Genomic DNA, 19,871 nt, shown 5'->3' on the forward strand with positions numbered 1-19,871 from the left:
TAAAAGTTTTGTAATAAAACAATATAAATAGTTCATAAGCTATTGATAAATAACTTATTCTCATATATTATGAACTATATAGGTTAAAATATTTCATAATTATTTAAAGGAGGTTACGAAATGAGCATTTTAAAAACGGAGGGGTTAACAAAAAAGTTTGGCAAGTTTACTGCCTTGGATGGCATTAATATTGAGGTTAAGCCAGGCGAAGTCTATGGTTTTATCGGCCCTAACGGCGCAGGGAAGTCAACTACTATCCGAATTCTGCTTGGCATTTTAAAAGCAACGGATGGGCGTGCTGAAATATTTGGAGAAGATGTGTGGAAACAGGCTGTGGAGCTCCACAAGCGTATTGCTTATGTGCCGGGGGATGTTAATTTATGGCCCAATCTGACAGGCGGAGAGGTAATTGATTTATTTACAAAGTTACGCGGCGGTAATAATAAAAATAAACGGGAAGAATTAATTGAAAAATTTAAGCTGGATCCGACCAAGAAATGCAGGACCTATTCAAAAGGGAACAGGCAGAAGGTTGCACTTGTTTCCGCATTTTCTTCAGATGCTGATCTTTATATACTGGATGAACCAACTTCCGGGCTTGATCCGCTGATGGAGCAGGTTTTTCAGGAAATGGTTAAGGATGTTAAAAAGGAAGGAAAAAGTGTACTCCTTTCCAGTCATATTTTGTCCGAAGTGGAAAAACTGTGCGACAGTGTCGGTATTATCCGGGAGGGAAAAATAATCGAATCCGGATCATTGGAAGCAATGCGTCACCTGACACGTACCCATATACTGGTGAAGACAAAAAATTCTATTCCATCATTGGAAAACTATCAGGGAGTGCACGAAGTAGAAAGGACAGAGCAGGGAATCTCCATGCAGGTGGATACCGAAGAAATGGATGCCGTAATGAAGCATATTAGCGAATCCGGCATCTTAAAGCTGGAGAGTGCTCCGCCGACGCTGGAGGATTTATTTATGCGGCATTATGAACATAAAGCAGAAACAGGAGCAGGAGGTGAATCCTGATGAGTTTGCTCTCCACTTCCAGAAATACGCTGCAACTGACAAGGCTGATTATGAGAAGGGATCGTATTCGCATCCCTTTATGGCTTATTGGAATTACTTTTTTTACTTTAATTGTTCCTGTTGCTTATGAAGAAATGTATGGCTCTGACCAGGAGAGGCAGGGAATGGCTGAGACGATGGGAAATCCGGCAATGACTGCAATGGTTGGACCGGGGAATCTGGAAAACTACACGGTTGGTGCGATGACTTCACACCAGATGCTGCTCTTGACAGCAGTAGTTGTCGGGTTGATGAATATTCTTCTGGTAAACCGTCATACAAGAGTGGATGAAGAAGAAGGGAGGATTGAGTTAATTCGTTCTTTGCCAGTGGGCCGGATGGCCAATGTAAATGCAACAATGCTCATATTGGCAATAACAAATATACTGCTGGCACTTATTAACGGATTTGGTTTATATGCACTGGGGATAGAAAGCATGAACCTGGAAGGCTCCTTATTATACGGTGCTGCACTGGGAGGTGCCGGAATAGTATTTGCCGGTATTACAGCTGTATTTGCCCAGCTTTCTGAAAGCTCCCGCGGGGCGGCAGGCTATTCTATTGCAGTTCTTCTTATTGCTTATCTAATTCGGGCAGTTGGTGATGTAAGTAATGAAACATTATCGATGATCTCCCCATTGGGATGGGTCTCAAAAACGGAAGCTTACTGGAATAATAATTGGTGGCCGGTTTTACTCATGCTTGGTGTGTCTGTCATTATATTTATATTTGCCGGTTATTTAAATTCCATTCGTGATCTGGGAGCTGGGTTTTTTCCGGCAAGACTGGGCAGAACAAATGCCTCAGCTTTTTTGCAAAGCCCGTTAGGCCATGCATTGAGATTACAGAGAGGAGGCATCATCGCCTGGGCAATAGCGATGCTGGTTCTGGGTCTTTCCTATGGATCTGTGATGGGGGATCTGGAAGTTTTCTTCTCGGATAACGACATGATTGCAGAAATACTCGTGCAGGAGGAAGGCTTTACGCTGACAGAACAATTTATCCCTATGCTGATGATGGTGATGGGCATTCTTGGTGCAGTGCCTCCTGTTATGGCAATGCTTAAGATTTACGGAGAGGAAAAAAAGAACCGGCTGGAACAAATACTGGCTTCTTCCGTCTCACGTACAAAATTGCTGGCAAGTTACTTTCTGATAGCAGTCGTAAATGGATTTATTATGGTTTCGCTGTCGGCAATTGGGTTATGGGCTGCAGGTACAGCAGTTATGGATGAACCGTTTTACTTTGATAAGGTATATGGTGCGGGAATCGTATATTATCCTGCCACACTTGTGCTAATTGGGTTAGCTGTATTATTAATTGGGTATCTGCCAAAGTTTTCAAGTTTTGTTTGGCTCTATCTCTTTTACTCTTTTATCGTTTTATATCTTGGGGGAATGCTGGATTTGCCGGAATGGCTGGGAAGGATGTCGCCATACGGTTACATTCCACAACTGCCGGTGGAAGACATGGAATGGATGCCGATTGTGATTCTATCCATCATTGCTGCGGTATTAATTATTGCAGGGTTTATTGGTTACAACAGACGTGATATGGAAGGATAAATTGAAAAAAAGGACTGACTCCCATTTTCAGGAGCAGTCCCGCTGGATTTATGGGTCAGTGATTTGTCCCATAAATAAAATGGTTCCAGTTTCGTCATCCGTGATGGTAAAGAAGAATGGGCGATTCACTTCCATATGAAATGGTTCATCCACAGGAGCAGCAGTGGTTTCCATTTCTATCGATGTGGCAGCTGCAGCTTCTGTTCCTTCTTCATTTACTTCTATAAATGTTTTTTGCTTCACCTGATCAATCCAGAGTGGGTCATCTTCTTCTATCATAGTTGAAAAGTCAGCACCGCTGCGGCTGAAAGCAGATTCCATGCCGAGCTTTTTTAAAGTATCATTTAAAACCACTTCAAACTCCAGTTCGAATTTAGGTAATAAAATTGTTCCTTTTCTTTCCTGGAATTGGGATTGCCAGTCACGCCATGTTTCATTTGTAAGTTTTTGTTTCAATGCCTCCAGGCTTGAATTTTCTTTTGGCAGGAACACACGCATACTCATAAATTCCTCATCGCCATACGGAAGAACTGCAGCCTGGAAATCTTTATTTTCGAAGTACTCCAAATCAGCCTGCAGCATCATGAGCGGGGTATCTTTCGTTGTACCGTCATGTAAGTGGAATAGTCCATCCTCTGTCTGCTTGTTATCAAATTCATGTTTCCATTGCCCTTTAAAGTAAATCGCATTAATAAGGATAGCAACAAGATCAGGGTTTAATGGTTCTTCCACCATATCCGTGATTTTCTCATTCGTTGTAGCTGCAACCCAATCATTAATTCTCCTTGCTGCATCGCCACTTTGAAAATTAATTTCTTCCTGTTGGGCTGCATAGTAATCACTCGTATTTTGTGCAAATTCCTGCTGAAAACGATATTGATCCTGCAGCCAAATGGAATTGGCGATATGCAGCTGCGTTTGAGCTGTTTCACGCTGAAGTGCGGAAAATAATGCAGCCTTTTCCTCGTTCCATGTTTCCAAGTCGATATTTTCAGCCTGCAGCACGGTTGCTATTTCCTCTTTTGTCTTTCCTTCTGCTCCGTTATAAATCATTGATAAGGCCATGGATAAACTTGTCGGGGAAATGAAGATGTTGGCATTTTCCTCTTCTTCTATTTCGTTAAACAAACGAAAGCCCAGTTCATTGTTGGCAGAGACCACCCCTTCAGAGTCTCCTTCATGTATATCGGCATTTACGGAGCTGCCGGGTTCTTCCTTTTCCTCCCCTCCTGCACAGCTTGCCAACAGGAAAGCCGTCAGCACGCTCAATACGGAAATAAATACGGTTTTCATGAGTTATTCTCACCTTCCTTTATCAATTAGTCTGTCTTAACAAAGAAAATGTTACTGGTATTTTTGGAAAAGTTTTATTTGCTCGTCTTTAAAATAAATTGCTTCCGCATCAGAGGAAAAAATTTATACATTAAATGCTGCTTCTTATTCTAATTTCCGGTAGATTCTATGTTCACGCTGTAGTAAAATAATTTCGGTATCATCCAATGATTCACATGACGCCCTAGTACCAGGTATTAACACATTATGATAAAATAATAACTAAAGAATGAATTTAATAGTTATGGGAGAGAGTAAAACATGTTTTACAATTTTGCAGGAAATGTTGTCAAAATTATTTTAAGCATATTTGGCAGAGTCAGAGAATATCAGACAGAAAATAAACCAGAATCAGGCTCCTATATTATTGCATGTACCCATACCGGATGGGTTGATATATTATGGCTGGGGGTGGCGATGCTTCCAAAACAAATTCATTATATGGCTAAAAAAGAGTTATTTAAAAATGCTTTTTTAAAAACGTTAATGAACGGATTGAATGCCTTCCCGGTAGACCGCGAAAACCCTGGGCCCAGCACGATTAAAATACCAAGAAAGCTGCTGAGAGAAGGGAAAATGGTCGGGATTTTTCCAAGCGGTACAAGAACAGATGAAGAGGTTCCATTAAAAAGGGGAGCTGTTACCATTGCAGGGTATTCCAAAGCCCCAATTCTTCCTGTAGCTTATGTAGGACCAAATAATTTCAAAGATTTATTCACCCGTGTAAAGCCAAAGCTTATATACGGGGAACCTATTTATTTAAATGAAGAAGTAAAGAAAAAAGAAGCGATGGAAATCATGATGAAGGATTTGGATGAGGCGTTGAAGCGTTTGAAAGAGGAAGTGAAAAGCAAATAAATTTATGAAGAATAGCAGAGGCGGGGGGCGGCTCCCCTGCTTTGCAATTTTATGAGTTAATAATCTAATACTTTATCAAGCTCAATAAATAAATCCTTGAATATGGACACCTTTACCCGGTCTTCACTGGAATACAGGTCAGGTCTTCCAAATCTCATATTTTCCTGAAGGGTGAATATACTTACCATTTTCTCCTGAGGTTCCACAATCCAATATTCTCTTAGCCCGGCCTGTTCATACTTGTTGAATTTTTCTAATTTGTCCTTTCTCCCTGCAGAAGGGGAAATGATTTCAATAATCATATCAGGGTTCCTTTACAGCCTGTATCATCCAGCAGGGAACTATCACAAATAATCGAAATGTCCGGTTCAACTACATTTTTGCTTTCCTGTTCCCGGTTATTTTCATCATCAAGATTTAAAACTACATGAAAAGGTGCAGGATAAACTTCACAATCTTTTCCGACTAAATAATTTGCAATTTGCCGGCTTAACTCAATTGATATTTTTTGATGAATTCTGGAAGGAGCAGCCTTCATATATAGTGAACCCTCTATAATTTCTGCCCTGACATCCTCCGGCCACGATAAATAATCTGCATAAGTATAAGACTGTTTTTCTTCAGGAAATGGCAATTTGATCACCTCATTGTTCATGTTATTTTTATTATATCATCAGGTTGCCCCAAATCAATTACAGCAATTAAAGTACAATATAAAAGGAACAGGTAAAACAAACCCTGTTCCTCTTTCTTTTCCATATTCATATTCAGTTATCAAGCAAAATATTCTGTAATGCTTCTTTCTGTGCTGATTCAGTTAAAATATATAAAAAGTCGCCAGGCTCTATTACTGTGCTTCCTGAAGGGGAAATAATATCATTCCCGCGTTCGATCGCACTGATGCTGACATGGGTGGGAAAGTCGATATCCCGGAGCTGTTTTCCTACAATGGGAGTCTGGTCTGTTGTTTGAAAATGAATCATCTCTGCATTATTTTTTCCCATAGCCGTCAGCTCTCTCCTTAATTCTTCGCGCCATTCCTCCTGCAATTCCTGCTTTAAATCCTCATATGTTTCTTCCCGAAAAGATTGTTTAAGCGTGTCATCTCTTTTCCTTTGTTTCTTTTTTTCTGCTGAACGCAAGTCTCTGCTCATCATAATACTGACAGATATAATCATCAGAATGAGGACAAATGCAAATGGCAATGCTGCAATAAGTGCTGCAGTTTGAAGTGCTTCCAAACCACCGCCTCCGCTTATTAACAGTACGGAAGCTGTCCCTGCCATTAATAAACCCCAAAGTATTTTTGAGCGGAAGCTGGGATTAAGCGAACCGCCGGATGTCATGGATCCAAGTACAAATGCAGCCGAATCGGCAGAAGTAATAAAGAAAAGGCCAATAACAGCTACAGCCAGTATACTTGTTATCAGACTTATGGGCAGTTGTTCCAGCATAGCAAATAAAGTCAATTCTACCTCAGTGGCAGCTAGTTCTGAAAGAGGAAAGATACCTTCCAATTCAATACTTAACGCAGTTCCGCCAAAAGTAGAAAACCATAATACGGCCAACAATGCAGGAACGAGCAAAACACCCGAAATAAACTCACGGATCGTTCTTCCTCTGGATATGCGTGCTATAAACAATCCAACAAACGGGGACCAGGACATGTGCCAGGCCCAGAAAAATATTGTATTTGCTCCCAGCCATTCATTTTCTTCAAAAGGGCTCATGGTAAGAGACATGGATATAATGTTGGAAGCATAACCGCCTATGGAAGTCACCATGCTTTCCAATAGGGATAAGGTTGGTCCTGTAAAGAGAACAAACATCATTAAGAGACCTGCCAAAACCAAATTGAAATTGGTTAACCTTTTAATCCCTTTGTTAATTCCTCTGACTGCAGAAAAAAGAAACAAAGCAGTAACAATGGCAATGATGGAAAGCTGCAAAGGTATGTTATTTTCAAGCGGCGTGAGGTAAGATATTCCTCCCGACATTTGCAGTGCACTGATTCCAAAAGTTGTGGCAACCCCGGCAGCTGTTGAAATGACAGCCAGTATATCTATCAGATTGCCTATCCATCCTTTTGCTCTGTCCCCAATCAATGGATAAAACGCTGAGCTGACTAATGCCGGCTGATTTTTTCGGTATTGAACGTAAGCTAAGGTGAGGCCGACAACAGAAAAAGCTCCCCAGGCGTGTAATCCCCAATGAAAAATACCATATCGCAAGCCAACTTCAGCCGCTTCAATTGTGCCGGGTGTTACCCCGGGTGGTGTATCAAGGTAATATAAAACTGGTTCCGCAACTCCGAAGAAGACGAAACCTGCTCCCAAACCTGCTGCAAAAAGCATACCTATCCAGGATATATAGGAATGTTCCGGCCGGTCATTATCTTTTCCAAGCCGGAGTTTACCGAAAGGGGAAATGGCTATAACAATTCCAAAAAGGACAAATCCACTGGCAATAAGTAAGTAAAACCAGCCAAAGGTATCAATTACCCAGTCCAATGCTGCATTTGCCGACTCTCCTAAATGGCCTGGAAATATCGCTCCCCACAATACAAATAGAAAAATGAAAATAGCTGATATGTACAATACATAAGGGCGTTTACGCTGTTTGTTTTCTGCATTGTCATTTGACAAACTGACCACTCCCTCATTTTTTTAGGCAGAAAAAGTATAAGTGCAATGGGCTGGAGGTCTTTCCCTGCAATGCTAAGGTTGTTGCCTAAGACATAGGATCAACCAGATTTTCCATTTACAGTAGGGCATTATACTAGAATATATTCTTTTTTAAAAGTAAAAATTTCAAATATCAATGGGAAAATGTATGCTATAACTCCCCGGGCTTAAACAAATAAGAAGAGCCTTAGAATATAGATAGGACAAGATGATTAATATGTTTATAGATAATGATTTATAATAAAAGAAAGCTGAGATCGAGAAGATGGCCATATTTGATCTTACTTTATTATTGATTCTAACGTAACGTCAGGTTTTATTATGATTGTGGGAAGGGATGAAATGTATTCGAAAAAAGACCGGTGAACTTTCCGAGCGCTTCGTTATTACGGTGAAGAGGTTTATCGCCTTCTGGCAGAAGATACTGTGAAATGAGGAAATGGAAGATTTCAAGGTGAAAATTACCGTACTATAGAATGGAAGTATTCCATCCCGAAGAAGGAGAATAAAATGGAGAAACAAAAACAAGGCTTAAAGCCCTTTATCTCATTAGTGTTATCAACAAACATTACAAAAGCAGCTCTGATATTCGGACTCCTGAGCAGTGTAATTACCATGCTAGTGGGGCTGTCCATCCCACTTCTTACCAGGGAGCTTGTTGATGGATTTTCAGTAGAGGCGTTGAGCACAACGCTGATTATTATCCTCATTGTCGTGTTCATTGCTCAGGCATTGGCAGATGGGGTCGCAACTTACTTATTGGCGGCAGTCGGGCAAAAGATAGTAGCCAGATTGCGCGAAATAATGTGGTTTAAGATGATCAGGCTGCCGATCAGTTATTTTGACAAACATAAAAGTGGGGAATCCGTTAGTCGCATTGTAAATGATACGAGTATCGTGAAAGCTCTGATCTCCCAGCATTTTCCTCAATTTGTTACAGGTATTATAACAATAATAGGGGCACTGATCATTCTGCTTGTCATGGATTGGAAAATGACATTGCTTATGCTGATTGCAGTACCGGTCACCTTTATGGTAATGATGCCGCTTGGCAGGCGGATGGCTAAAGTTTCGAAAGGACTGCAGGATGAAACAGCTGATTTTACCGGTGAAATTCAGCAAACGCTTGGTGAAGCCCGCTTGATGAAAGCATCCACGGCAGAAAAAGAGGAAGAATCAAAAGGACGGAAAGGTATCCTGAAAATGTATGACTATGGCTTGAAAGAAGCAAGGATTTACGCACTTGTCGGACCATTCATGTCCACGGTCATGATGCTTGTGATCGTAGTGATAATTGGATATGGCGGTATTCGGGTAGCAGAGGGTACCATGTCCACCGGTTCTCTTGTTGCATTCCTGCTTTATTTATTTCAAATTATGATGCCGGTGACGTCGTTTGCCATGTTCTTTACGGAATTGCAAAAAGGTAAGGGAGCAACAGAGCGAATTATTCACATTTTAAAGGAGCCTGAGGAAAACGGCCAGGAGGGTATGAAAAAAGATATTTCCGGCCAGCCGATCAGAGTCTCCAACGTTTCTTTTGCCTATGAAGATGAATTGGTCCTGGAGAAAATTTCATTTTCTGCACGCCCCGGAGAAAAAATTGCTTTTGCCGGACCGAGCGGCGGCGGAAAAACGACTTTATTTGGTTTGATTGAAAGATATTATGAACCGACTGAAGGGGAAATTTTAATTGGTGATATCGCGATTAGTAAGCTGTCATTACTTTCGTGGCGAAGTCAAATTGGCTACGTTTCTCAGGAAAGTGCCATGATGGCCGGAACGATACGCGAAAATTTAACCTATGGATTAGAGAATGCCGGCGAAATCTCCGAGGAACTTCTATGGGAGGTTGCTGAAATGGCTTATGCGGACCAATTCATCAAATCTTTTCCGGAAAAACTTGATACTAAGGTAGGAGAACGGGGGGTGAAACTCTCCGGCGGACAAAGACAGCGGATCAATATTGCCCGCGCTTTTTTAAGGGATCCAAAAATATTAATGCTGGATGAAGCGACGGCAAGCCTTGACAGCCAGTCCGAGCATGCGGTTCAGGAAGCGTTGACCTGTTTAATGAAGGGCAGGACTACCTTGGTTATAGCCCATAGACTTTCTACCATTGTGGATGCCGACAACATTATCTTTATAGAAAAAGGGAAGGTAACGGGCAGCGGCACACATGAAGAATTAAGCGAAAATCACAGCCTTTACCGGGCATTTGCAGAGCAGCAATTGACTTAGTGGAATAAGGGGGACCTGCATATGAATAGGAACCATACCCCAGTGAGAAAATAAAACTGCAAAATGCAGGCAGATCCACTGTTTTGAAAGTAGGGAAGGGTATTGGTACAGCAGTTTCTCGATTGGTTAAATGCAATAGGGCTGCCCGGCTTATATTTGGCCATGTTTCTGGAAGGTTCCTCCATCCCTATGCCTGGTGTAATTATTGTTTTAACATTTGGTTATCTGCTGTCACCCGGATTTTTTGCGATGGCTGCTATAGCTGCTGTCATGAGTTTATTTTACACATGCGCCAGTCTTATCCCATTTTATCTGGCAGCAAAGCTTGAATCTAAATTTCCGGAAAGACTGAAAAGGAAATTAGCAAAAAGCCAGATTTATTTTAATCGCTATGGGACTTGGAGTATTGCATTCTCCAGACCTTTTGGTGTCGGCAATTATATCTCATATATTGCCGGCTTAAGCAAAGTAAATCCTTTTACATTTACTCTGCTAACCTTTCTGGGAATTTATCCATGGTGTGTGGTCATGCTTTGGTTGGGCAACTATTTTAATGGCAATATCGAAGCTGTTACCCAGTTTTTTTACTCCCGCGAAATTTTCTTATATGGAATAATTGGTATTATTTTTGCACTTGGACTGTTGCTCTTGTGGAGAAAATATAAATAAAATATAATGTAATCAGTCAGCATACTTTTGAACCTTAATGCAGCCGCGGCAGGGAAAAGGATAGTATGCGAACCTATTTAAACCACTGCTGAATCTTTTAACCGGCTAAAACGTATAGTAAAGTACGGAAAGATAAAGGCAGGTTAGAAAAATGGAATATGAGACAAAAGTACATGAGGAACTGCGAGTTTGGCGGAATAAGGTATTAAAAAAATCCGGCCCGTTAAACCAACTGTCCAAAAAAGCCCAGACAAAAATAAATAGTATGATTCCCGAGAAGGCTCATCATATGATTACGGAAAGTATTAAAAATATGGTAAAGGCAACACTGGTTGGATCAAACATTACAACTAAAAAACCTAAACCTGTGGAACTTTCATTGTACGCCAGAGATGAACTTGCCAAAGAAAAATTAACATCATACCGCAAAACAGCAGTGATTGAAGGGGCAGGAACCGGCGCGGGTGGTATTTTTCTCGGGCTAGCAGATTTTCCGCTGCTTTTATCCATTAAGATGAAATTTTTGTTCGAGTCAGCAGCAGTTTACGGATATGATGCAAGTAATTATGAAGAGCGCTTGTTTATTCTCCATATATTCCAGCTTGCATTTTCCAGTGATGAAAGAAGAAAGGAAACATTTTATATTATAGAAAATTGGGAGCAGGAGAAGAAGAAGCTCGTTGATATGGACTGGCGCGTATTCCAGCAAGAATATCGCGACTATATTGATCTGGTTAAAATGCTGCAGCTGATTCCCGGGTTTGGTGCCATTGTAGGGGCATATGCAAATCATAATTTGATGGATACGCTGGGGGAAACAGCTATGAATGCTTATCGAATGCGATTTTTGGGATTAAATGTAAAAAAGGTATGAGAGATACTTTATTGGTACAGGCGATGGTCCCGATGTATTTAATTTCTATCGGCTTTATTGGAACTATGTAACAACCACCAGGATGGGGTGTTTCCATTCGTACCCATCAAGGTGATGTGATGAATCAACGAACGGGCTGAAAAATTTCTCCTTCGTTAACTCATGGGAGCTATGAAAGAGCGAACGGACTGAAAAATTTCTCCTTCGTTAACTCCTCGGGTCTATGAACGAACGAACGGGCTGAAAGATTTCTCCTTCGTTAACTCATCAGGGCCATGAATGAACGAACAGGCTGAAAAGCTTCTCCTTCGTTAACTCATGGGGGCTATGAAAGAGCGAACGGACTGAAAAACTTCTTCTTCGTTAACTCATGGGGTCTATGAACGAACGAATGGACTGAAAAACTTCACCTTCGTTAACTCATCAGAGCTATGAACGAACGAACGGGCTGAAAAATTTCTCCTTCGTTAACTCATCGTGTCTATGAACGAACGAACAGGCTGAAAAACTTCACCTTCGTTGACTCATGGGGTCTATGAACGAACGAACAGGCTGAAAAGCTTCACCTTCGTTAACTCATGGGGTCTATGAACGAACGAATGGACTGAAAAATTTCACCTTCGTTAACTCATGGGGTCTATGAACGAACGAACGGGCTGAAAAGCTTCACCTTCGTTAACTCATCAGGGACATGAAGCAATGAATGATGCCGATAAATTTTCACTTATTTATTGAGCTGATGAATGCCTGAACGGCACGGAAAGCTGTTACAGTCGTATACCCATCAGGGGCAATCAATATTTGAGCCAGGGCAAACAGCTGCAGATCGGTCATTTACCATACAAGCAGCTGCTTGCTCTTTTTCGGATACAAAACACCTTCAAAAAATCCCCAGTTTTTCAATCCGCTCCATCGCTTCTTTAATCCTTTCTTTATCCACCAACAGTCCAACGCGAACATAACCTTCCCCGTGTGTGCCGAACCCGTTCCCGGCGGCTACGGCTACATTAGCCTTTTCTAAAAGGAAATCTGTAAATCCTTCACTCGTAAAGCCATCCGGTACAGGCAGCCAGGCAAAGAAAGATCCTTTTGGTGCCTTGATATCCCAACCAATTCTGCTGCACTCTGTAACAAGGACCCGGCGGCGCTCTTCATAAAGTGCAAGAAGCTCGTTAACACAAGTTTGGTCATCAGTAAGTGCTGCAGCAGCCGCTTTTTGCACAGCAGGAAACAGGCTGACATACATGTGATCCTGTATCAGATTAATGGCCTCTATCATTTTTTCATTTCCTACTGCAAAGCCAACCCGCCATCCGGCCATATTATATGTTTTTGATAAAGTGTAAATTTCTATTCCGGTCTCTTTCGCATTATTTGCCTGCATATAGCTTATCGGCTTGTTTCCATCAAACCCCAGTGCCCCATAGGCAAAGTCATGGACTACAGCAATATCATATTCTTTGGCCAGTTCTGTTGTTTTTTCAAAAAAATCCAAATCAGCTGTCGCTCCCGTCGGGTTGTTTGGATAATTTAAAAACATCATTTTTGCCTGCTGTTTCTGTATGTCCGTAAGCTTTGTATAATCGGGCAGAAATTCATTTTCTTCCAATAGTGGCATGAATTCATGCCGGACACCGGCCAGACCGGCTCCTGATAAGTAATCCGGGTAACCCGGGTCGGGAAGCAGCATCAGCTCCCCTTCATTCATCAAGGCCAGTGGAAGTTCAACGAGACCTGCTTTTGCACCAAATAGTATAGCTACTTCTCTTTTTGGGTCAATTTCCACGTTATACGCTCGTTTATAAAAGTCACTAGCTGCCTGCCTTAATTCCTTAATCCCTCTGAAAGCGGAATACTTGTGTGTTTTTGGATCCTCCGCTGCTTCCTGTAATGCTCTGACTATATGTTTTGGTGTTGGCTGGTCAGGGTTGCCCTGTCCTAGATTAATAACATCTCTTCCCTCTTCCATGGCTGCGCTTACTTTTTTTACTAAAGCAGCAAAAAACTGGTCAGGCAAATTTTTGAGACGTTCCGAAAATTGCACCATGATAACCTCCTAATGAGTAAGTAGTATATGTATTTTGATAAGTAACTTTTAACCCAGTATACGCGGAAATACATGAAAAGAAAACGATAAAATACAATGGTTAATGATGGGTTACATTACTAAATTTTATTTTATAAAGTAATCGCGCTATTACATAAAGTATTATAGAAAAAAGAATCATAAAAATAAACAGACTTAATAAGAAATTTAAAAATTTCCTAGTAATATATTGCATTTTTCCTGGGTAAATAGTATGATGAATACTATTAATATATTGCATATAGATTTTAGAATTATATGCTAATTCATCATAGGGGGAACTACAATGAAAGACGAAAAACTCTCATTTTCGGCACTTTTGGCAATAGGGGTTATGTTATTTGCATTATTCTTTGGTGCTGGTAATTTAATTTTTCCTGCAGAGCTGGGACAGAATGCCGGGACAAACCTTTGGCCGGCAGTGTTTGGATTCCTAATTACCGGGGTCGGGCTGCCATTGCTTGGGATCATGGCTATGAGTTTCTCAGGCAGTGCAAATCTGCAGGAATTGGCTAGTCGGGTACACCCGGTTTATGCAATATTTTTTACTTCTTTATTATATTTGACGATTGGGCCATTTTTTGCAGCTCCCCGTACCGGAACAGTTGCTTATGAAGTGGGGATCTCTTCATTTGTAAGCGAAGGAAATCAGCAGGCAGGTTTATTGACTTTCACGATCTTATTTTTTGCAATTGCGCTAATATTTTCTTTGAAGCCAGGAAGAATAGTAGATAACGTCGGAAAAATACTGGCTCCCGGCATCGTTATTTTGCTTGTAGTTTTATTGGCAGCTGTCATCATCAATCCGATGGGAGCTGTAGAATCACCGCAGGAAGCATACCAAAGCGGTGCATTTATGACAGGATTTCTGGAAGGGTATAACACAATGGATGCCCTTGCTTCACTCGTGTTTGCCATTATTGTAATTGGCGCGGTTCGTTCCATGGGGGTGAAATCAAATAAAGGAATTCTCAATGCCACTGCAAAAGCCGGCATAGTTGCGATTATATTGCTCGGAGTAATTTATGCAGGTATTGCTTATTTAGGTGCCACAAGTACACAAATTTTCGGAATAGCGGAAACAGGCGGGCCCGTATTGAGCAATGCAGCATCTTATTATTTTGGAACATTTGGATCTATTCTGCTGGCTGTTGTTATTACATTAGCTTGTTTAACTACAGCTATTGGGTTAATAGTTGCCAATGCGGAATACTTTCATACACTGCTTCCTAAGATCAGCTATAAAACACTCGTTGTATTTTTCTCTGTGCTGACCTTTGTGATTGCAAACTTTGGACTGGCAAATATCATTACTTTCTCTGTGCCTGTGTTAATGTTCCTTTATCCATTGGCCATTGTGCTCATGTTGCTGACCTTTATATCACCTTTATTTAATCATGATAGAATCGTATATGTATCAACTATTGCTGTTACTTTCTTCATCAGTATTTTTGACGGATTAAAAGCACTGACGGATTCACTGGGCATTGATCACTTTGGTTTTATGGTTCCGTTTGTTTCTTTCTTTGAAAATACTCTGCCAATGTATGACCAAGGATTGGGGTGGCTGATGCCGGCGCTCATTGTTATTGCAATAACAGGTGTAGTCAGCCGGTTCAGAAAGGCTTCAGCTGCAACGACGAAAGCTTAAATTAAATGAAAAACCAAAACTGTCGTTAATCTATAGTTATAAATAGATTTCAATAAAAAATCGGTTCCTTTTTTGGATACCGATTTTTTTTGCTTACAATTTAATATAGATTAATTGATCTACTATGGTAAAATATAATAAATCCTATTTTCTGAATTATTTGTGGAGGTAAAGAAAATGTCAACTGCCTATCCTGAAATCAATGAGGTAATCAAATATATACAAGACCATATAGATGAGCCTCTTTCTCTTGACAGGCTGGCACGTTATGCTGCTTATAGCCCGTATCATTTCACCCGGATATTTAAAGAGAGGGTAGGAGTGCCGCCTCATTATTACATTTCATCTGTCCGTCTGCAAAAAGCAAAGAATCTGCTTTTAACTACAGAATTAAGTGTGCGTGACATTGGTCTGGAGGCAGGACAGCAAAGCCTGGGCACGTTCACAACCCGTTTTACAGAGAGAGTAGGTGTGAGTCCTGCACAATTTCGGCATTCCAGACAGCAGGTAGGGAATCATTTGGATTCTCTGCAAAAACTGATGGACTGGAAAAATAATTCTCCCCCGGGATATACAGGTAATTTAATTCAGGGAACCATTCACGCAGAAAAACCTTTTCAGGGTGTTATTTTAGTTGGTTTATTTACTAAACCAATTCCCGAGGGATTTCCCCCTTATGGCACATTATTATCTTCTTTAGGAGATTTTTGTTTTCAAAATGTCAAGCCAGGTGTCTATTACCTTATGGCTACAGCCATATCCTGGGAAATGACTGCTACGGACATATTGCTTCCACACACTACCTTGCGTGCCAAATCCGGTAAAGCTGTCATTGTAAAGCCGAATGCCCACACACCTCACCAACAGCTTACACTTCATGAACCGCGTCTTGATGATCCGCCTATTTTAATCTCTTTACCGCTTTTAATGAAAAACTTTCTCATCCGGATTTCCCAACATAGCAATCTATAAGAAATATCTGTTTTAGGTGCATGCTAGAATATGCATGTGAAAATTTACATGAAGGGAGAAGTGTTTTGAAACAAGTTGGCGAAATTTTTTGCAGAATGCTTCGCGTGAGGCTCATGGAACCACAGGACAGGGCATCGAATAGCGTATTTCAGGTGATAAAAGCTATCCATGATTTTTAAAGATGACACCCAAAAAAAGTGGCTTTCTGCAGTATATACCCAAATAAAAATATGGAGGAAACGGAATGACAATAACTAAAAATCAGGAATTTTTTCAAAAAGTAAATGAATCTTTTGCCAATGGAGATGTAGATTTCTTAATGGATCATGTAACGGAAGATATCCATTGGGAAATGGTAGGGGAGATAAAGGTTCAGGGAAAGCAAAAAGTTAGCGAGATGTTTGAACCTATGCGTGGTGAAAAAATTGAAAATTATGTAACGCACAATATTATTACACATGGAAATACTGCCGTTATTCACGGGAGTATGAATATGCCAAAAGAAGACGGCAGCATGGCAACATATGCTTTTTGTGATCTTTACAAACTTGATAAATTTAAAAACGGAAAGATCAAGGAAGTAAAAGCGTTTCTTATTGAAGTGAATGAAGCATAGGAGAATGTATGGGGAAAGATAATTTAGATTCCCTGTTTCAATGGGTTTAGTGCAGGATTACGAGAGATCGTCCCGACAATCCAATGGATGACAGGAGAATGCAGCTTCATGAAAGGGGAATGTCAGATTTATGTCCGGCAGAAACAGTACGGTTTAACCGGTGGAAAAGAATAAAAAAGCATTATCCCAGCAAATCTGTAACATCACAGAAGCGTGGAAATGGAATCCGGCCTTATGGAAAGCGGGGTTGGTTCTGTAAGCAGAACTATCCCCATGCCCCCATAATATTCATCCTTTATTAACAGACCTGAACTCCTCAATCGCTCTTACCCAGTTTTCCTTCATTATGGTGGAAACTTTCTCGCCGTTCCCTTCCCGCATATTTTTAATAATCATTTCATGTTCTTCAATGGATTGCTCTGTAAGAACGATAGAATTATGGAAAAACTGTCTGCGGACATGGGCCTGCAGGTCATTTATAATATCGTATATATACTTATTGCCCGCTGCATCGACAATGATCTGGTGGAATTCTTCATCTATTTTTAATGCAGCATAATAGTTTTCCGAATGGATGGCATCTTTAAATCGCTCGTTTATGCTTTCCAATTTCTCAAGAATGTCTTTATCTACGTTAGGGACAGCCAATTCAGCAGCTAATGCCTGTAGTACTGCCAACGGCGGTAGAAGGTCATTAATCGACTCTTTTTCCACCTCTGTCACTTGGGTTGCTTTTCCGGGATACATTTTTACAAATCCCTGAACTTCAAGCAGCTGTAGGGATTCCCGCACCGGAGTCCTGCTGATGCCTAAAGCTTTAGCGATTTCATTGTCATTCAGCTTTTCGCCGGGCAAAAGGGTGCCGTCTATGATCCACTGCTGCAATTGATTGAATGCGCTTTCTTTTGCGGATTGGCGAACAGGCTTAGAATGATCACTTGGAATAGGCATTGTGGGTTTCTCCTTCCTCAATATGTATGATTCTTTCATTAGTATACTATAAAACAGGGAACAAGGAAATACGAGAAAAGCAAATTGTTGGGTTTTGACAAACAATTTTACAAAGAAAAGGATATAAAAAAGGAATCGGTATAATACCAATTCCTTTTTCAGCCTGGGCAAAGTGATTGAGGTGATTCAAACCTGCAGGTCAAGAACTTCGGGATTCGTTTTAATAAGGTTCGGAATCATGTCCTTTTTCTATAGCTTCATCAGATGCCTTTTCTGCATCTTTGGCACCAAGCGGATTCATGCTTGATCCGTCTTTAGCTGCGTTTTTTAGTCCCTCGCGCAGACGGCGGCCGTATTCTTCATCTGCTTCTTCCGCCAGAGCAATCATTTTATCCTGTATGCGCTGATCACATTGGGACAGATCTCCAACAAGATTGGAGATAAGCTCATCCTTTTCCCAGTCTTCAAACCACCGATAGGTCTCACCGGCCTGTTTTGTGTTGTCATTTCTGTCAATGGATTCCCGAACAAGGTTTCCTTCTACATATGGTGTATGTTCTTTTCCGGTCTGATCTGCTTCTTTAAGCCCTCCAAGAATAGACGGTTCATAGTTGATATGCAAGCTTTGCCCGGGAGCTTTATCATTTTCGTACCTCATTGGCCCGCCTTCCTGGTTTGTTGCTACGCGTTTTTTAGGGGCATTAATTGGTAATTGTAAATAATTTGGACCTACCCGATAACGTTGCGTGTCTGAATATGAAAATGTCCGTCCCTGCAGCATTTTGTCATCGGAAAAGTCAAGACCGTCCACAAGCACTCCAGTTCCAAAAGCAGATTGCTCTACTTCGTTATGATAGTTTTCCGGATTTTTATTTAAGATCATTTTACCCACCGGTCTCCATGGGAATTGATCCTTCGGCCAGATTTTTGTATCATCCAGCGGATCAAAGTCAAGCTCAGGATGCGGCCCATCCTCCATAATTTGAACGAACAATTCCCACTCAGGATAGTCACCGTGCTCTATTGCTTCATACAAATCCTGGGAAGCATGATTAAAATTTTTTCCCTGAATTTCTTCTGCTTCCTTTTGGGTCAGGTTTTTGATTCCCTGTTTAGGTTCCCAGTGATATTTGACTAGTACTGCTTTACCTTCCTGATTTACCCACCTGTACGTATTGACACCCGAACCTTGCATCATCCGGTAGTTTGCCGGAATGCCCCAGGGTGAATAGATAAAAGTCACCATATGAAAGGATTCGGGGTTGCTGGCACAAAAATCAAAAAAACGTTCGCTATCCTGATAATTGGTAACGGGATCGGGCCTAAAGGCATGAATCATATCGGGAAATTTCATGGCATCCCTGATAAAGAAAATCTTTATATTGTTTCCCACCAGATCCCAGTTTCCATCTTCAGTATAAAATTTAACGGCAAAACCTCTCGGATCGCGAACAGTTTCCGGAGAATGATTGCCATGCACGACTGTGGAAAAACGAACGAAGACAGGGGTCTGTTTTCCTTTCTCCTGAAAAACCTTTGCACGGGTATATTTTGACACAGGTTCGTCTCCCACGGTGCCATAAGTTTCAAAGTATCCATGTGCCCCGGATCCGCGGGCATGGGCAATTCTTTCCGGAACCATCTCCCTGTCAAAGTGGCTAATTTTTTCAATATAGTCATAGTTCTCGAGCATAGCCGGTCCGCGGTTGCCGACTGTTCGGATGTTTTGGTTGTTTGTGACCGGATGCCCTTGTCTTGTAGTCAGGGTATCTTCTTCTTCTATGTTTGTCTGCTGCTCCTTGTTCTTTGACTGATCCTTATCCATTATCATCATCCTTTATAAAAGTTTAATGTTTTTCCGGGCCGAGCCGGAAGTTTTATGCTGTTTTCTAGTGTGCCCGATGTATCGGAAAAAAACCTGATTTTTTGGGTTTCCGGCCATTTATTTCTAACTTGCTATTTACCGGCTTTTTATTATCTGTACTCAGATCCGTCTGCAGACGCATAAATCCCTTTTAAAAAATCAGTTTCCATTATGAATGTTTTTCATTCTGTATGACGACGAAGAAAGATATGAAAACATTTATGATTAAGTTAGATCAAAGGGAAAGGGATGAGGGGCATGTATGCATATCAATATGAAATCGCGAAGAGTATGGTGGAGGGAAGGCTCGAGCAGGTGAAAAAAAGTTCGGTTAAGAGAAAAGGGGATAGCCGCTTCCATAAAAAGAATAAAAGAAAGGCTTTATTTGGGGCGATATCAAACCTCCTCTGTGGTGAGGAGATTTGAAAGTGGCTTAATTC

17 protein-coding genes are annotated in these 19,871 nt (G+C 41.0%); 10 read left to right on the top strand and 7 right to left on the bottom strand.

Going from position 1 to position 19,871, the window contains the following annotated elements:
• Positions 1-120 precede the first annotated feature (120 nt).
• Entirely contained in the window at positions 121-1,029 is a 909-nt protein-coding gene (locus GHD25_RS00585) for an ABC transporter ATP-binding protein (RefSeq protein ID WP_164214401.1), read from the top strand.
• Entirely contained in the window at positions 1,029-2,633 is a 1,605-nt protein-coding gene (locus tag GHD25_RS00590) for an ABC transporter permease (protein ID WP_164214402.1), read from the top strand. The genes GHD25_RS00585 and GHD25_RS00590 overlap by 1 nt, the downstream gene beginning before the upstream one ends.
• 48 nt (positions 2,634-2,681) lie before the next feature.
• On the opposite strand, the gene GHD25_RS00595 is transcribed toward GHD25_RS00590, so the two are convergent.
• Entirely contained in the window at positions 2,682-3,926 is a 1,245-nt protein-coding gene (locus GHD25_RS00595) for a serpin family protein (protein WP_164214403.1), read from the bottom strand.
• 300 nt (positions 3,927-4,226) lie between these two features.
• On the opposite strand from GHD25_RS00595, the gene GHD25_RS00600 reads away from it, so the two are divergent.
• Positions 4,227-4,823 (top strand): lysophospholipid acyltransferase family protein, encoded by a 597-nt coding sequence (locus tag GHD25_RS00600; protein ID WP_164214404.1) that lies wholly within the window; start codon positions 4,227-4,229, stop codon positions 4,821-4,823.
• Between the two features lie 56 nt (positions 4,824-4,879).
• Here GHD25_RS00600 and GHD25_RS20100 read toward each other — a convergent pair whose 3' ends face one another.
• From GHD25_RS20100 to GHD25_RS00610, 3 genes are all read right to left on the bottom strand, one after another.
• Positions 4,880-5,125 (bottom strand): Uma2 family endonuclease, encoded by a 246-nt coding sequence (locus GHD25_RS20100; protein ID WP_205601307.1) that lies wholly within the window; start codon positions 5,123-5,125, stop codon positions 4,880-4,882.
• A complete protein-coding gene (locus GHD25_RS20105) occupies positions 5,122-5,478 on the bottom strand; it encodes a Uma2 family endonuclease (protein ID WP_205601308.1) in 357 nt (118 codons plus the stop codon). The genes GHD25_RS20100 and GHD25_RS20105 overlap by 4 nt, the downstream gene beginning before the upstream one ends.
• A 112-nt stretch (positions 5,479-5,590) precedes the next feature.
• Positions 5,591-7,468: a BCCT family transporter gene (locus GHD25_RS00610; protein WP_164214405.1), complete on the bottom strand. Its 1,878-nt coding sequence runs from the start codon at positions 7,466-7,468 to the stop codon at positions 5,591-5,593.
• Between the two features lie 549 nt (positions 7,469-8,017).
• Here GHD25_RS00610 and GHD25_RS00615 point away from each other — a divergent pair.
• The 3 genes from GHD25_RS00615 to GHD25_RS00625 all read left to right on the top strand — a co-directional run bounded on the left by GHD25_RS00615 (position 8,018) and on the right by GHD25_RS00625 (position 11,291).
• The gene (locus GHD25_RS00615) at positions 8,018-9,748 is read left to right on the top strand and encodes an ABC transporter ATP-binding protein (protein WP_164214406.1); all 1,731 of its coding nucleotides are present in this window, start codon (positions 8,018-8,020) and stop codon (positions 9,746-9,748) included.
• A 102-nt stretch (positions 9,749-9,850) separates the two neighbouring features.
• On the top strand, positions 9,851-10,417 hold the full coding sequence (locus tag GHD25_RS00620) for a DedA family protein (RefSeq protein ID WP_164214407.1): 567 nt from the start codon (positions 9,851-9,853) through the stop codon (positions 10,415-10,417).
• Positions 10,418-10,568: 151 nt separating this feature from the next.
• On the top strand, positions 10,569-11,291 hold the full coding sequence (locus GHD25_RS00625) for an EcsC family protein (RefSeq protein WP_164214408.1): 723 nt from the start codon (positions 10,569-10,571) through the stop codon (positions 11,289-11,291).
• A gap of 880 nt (positions 11,292-12,171) precedes the next feature.
• Here GHD25_RS00625 and GHD25_RS00630 read toward each other — a convergent pair.
• Positions 12,172-13,338, bottom strand: a complete 1,167-nt coding sequence (locus GHD25_RS00630; protein WP_164214409.1) for a pyridoxal phosphate-dependent aminotransferase — start codon at positions 13,336-13,338, stop codon at positions 12,172-12,174.
• 325 nt (positions 13,339-13,663) lie between these two features.
• Between GHD25_RS00630 and brnQ the strand changes: the two genes are divergently transcribed.
• The 3 genes from brnQ to GHD25_RS00645 all read left to right on the top strand — a co-directional run bounded on the left by brnQ (position 13,664) and on the right by GHD25_RS00645 (position 16,616).
• Positions 13,664-15,028, top strand: coding sequence for a branched-chain amino acid transport system II carrier protein (gene brnQ, locus GHD25_RS00635; RefSeq protein WP_164214410.1), 1,365 nt, complete (start codon positions 13,664-13,666; stop codon positions 15,026-15,028).
• Between the two features lie 177 nt (positions 15,029-15,205).
• On the top strand, positions 15,206-16,000 hold the full coding sequence (locus tag GHD25_RS00640; RefSeq protein ID WP_164214411.1) for a helix-turn-helix domain-containing protein: 795 nt from the start codon (positions 15,206-15,208) through the stop codon (positions 15,998-16,000).
• Between the two features lie 244 nt (positions 16,001-16,244).
• Entirely contained in the window at positions 16,245-16,616 is a 372-nt protein-coding gene (locus GHD25_RS00645; RefSeq protein ID WP_164214412.1) for a nuclear transport factor 2 family protein, read from the top strand.
• Positions 16,617-16,904: 288 nt separating this feature from the next.
• Here GHD25_RS00645 and GHD25_RS00650 read toward each other — a convergent pair whose 3' ends face one another.
• On the bottom strand, positions 16,905-17,567 hold the full coding sequence (locus GHD25_RS00650; RefSeq protein WP_164214413.1) for a GntR family transcriptional regulator: 663 nt from the start codon (positions 17,565-17,567) through the stop codon (positions 16,905-16,907).
• Positions 17,568-17,787: 220 nt separating this feature from the next.
• Positions 17,788-19,392, bottom strand: a complete 1,605-nt coding sequence (locus GHD25_RS00655; RefSeq protein ID WP_164214414.1) for a catalase — start codon at positions 19,390-19,392, stop codon at positions 17,788-17,790.
• A 297-nt stretch (positions 19,393-19,689) separates the two neighbouring features.
• On the opposite strand from GHD25_RS00655, the gene GHD25_RS00660 reads away from it, so the two are divergent.
• Positions 19,690-19,857, top strand: a complete 168-nt coding sequence (locus tag GHD25_RS00660) for a hypothetical protein (RefSeq protein ID WP_164214415.1) — start codon at positions 19,690-19,692, stop codon at positions 19,855-19,857.
• Positions 19,858-19,871: the final 14 nt, after the last annotated feature.

Origin of the sequence: Virgibacillus aidingensis (assembly GCF_010994035.1) — a bacterium.
In the GTDB taxonomy this organism is placed as follows: domain Bacteria; phylum Bacillota; class Bacilli; order Bacillales; family Amphibacillaceae; genus Virgibacillus_N.

Excerpts from the sequence above, each read along its gene's own strand:
- GHD25_RS00585 (WP_164214401.1), top strand. The coding sequence starts at position 121 with ATGAGCATTTTAAAAACGGAGGGGTTAACAAAAAAGTTTGGCAAGTTT.
- GHD25_RS00615 (WP_164214406.1), top strand. The coding sequence starts at position 8,018 with ATGGAGAAACAAAAACAAGGCTTAAAGCCCTTTATCTCATTAGTGTTA.
- GHD25_RS20100 (WP_205601307.1), bottom strand. The coding sequence starts at position 5,125 with ATGATTATTGAAATCATTTCCCCTTCTGCAGGGAGAAAGGACAAATTA.
- GHD25_RS00600 (WP_164214404.1), top strand. The coding sequence starts at position 4,227 with ATGTTTTACAATTTTGCAGGAAATGTTGTCAAAATTATTTTAAGCATA.
- GHD25_RS00660 (WP_164214415.1), top strand. The coding sequence starts at position 19,690 with ATGTATGCATATCAATATGAAATCGCGAAGAGTATGGTGGAGGGAAGG.
- GHD25_RS20105 (WP_205601308.1), bottom strand. The coding sequence starts at position 5,478 with ATGAACAATGAGGTGATCAAATTGCCATTTCCTGAAGAAAAACAGTCT.
- GHD25_RS00645 (WP_164214412.1), top strand. The coding sequence starts at position 16,245 with ATGACAATAACTAAAAATCAGGAATTTTTTCAAAAAGTAAATGAATCT.
- GHD25_RS00625 (WP_164214408.1), top strand. The coding sequence starts at position 10,569 with ATGGAATATGAGACAAAAGTACATGAGGAACTGCGAGTTTGGCGGAAT.
- GHD25_RS00655 (WP_164214414.1), bottom strand. The coding sequence starts at position 19,392 with ATGGATAAGGATCAGTCAAAGAACAAGGAGCAGCAGACAAACATAGAA.
- GHD25_RS00640 (WP_164214411.1), top strand. The coding sequence starts at position 15,206 with ATGTCAACTGCCTATCCTGAAATCAATGAGGTAATCAAATATATACAA.
- GHD25_RS00590 (WP_164214402.1), top strand. The coding sequence starts at position 1,029 with ATGAGTTTGCTCTCCACTTCCAGAAATACGCTGCAACTGACAAGGCTG.
- GHD25_RS00630 (WP_164214409.1), bottom strand. The coding sequence starts at position 13,338 with ATGGTGCAATTTTCGGAACGTCTCAAAAATTTGCCTGACCAGTTTTTT.
- GHD25_RS00650 (WP_164214413.1), bottom strand. The coding sequence starts at position 17,567 with ATGCCTATTCCAAGTGATCATTCTAAGCCTGTTCGCCAATCCGCAAAA.
- GHD25_RS00595 (WP_164214403.1), bottom strand. The coding sequence starts at position 3,926 with ATGAAAACCGTATTTATTTCCGTATTGAGCGTGCTGACGGCTTTCCTG.
- brnQ (WP_164214410.1), top strand. The coding sequence starts at position 13,664 with ATGAAAGACGAAAAACTCTCATTTTCGGCACTTTTGGCAATAGGGGTT.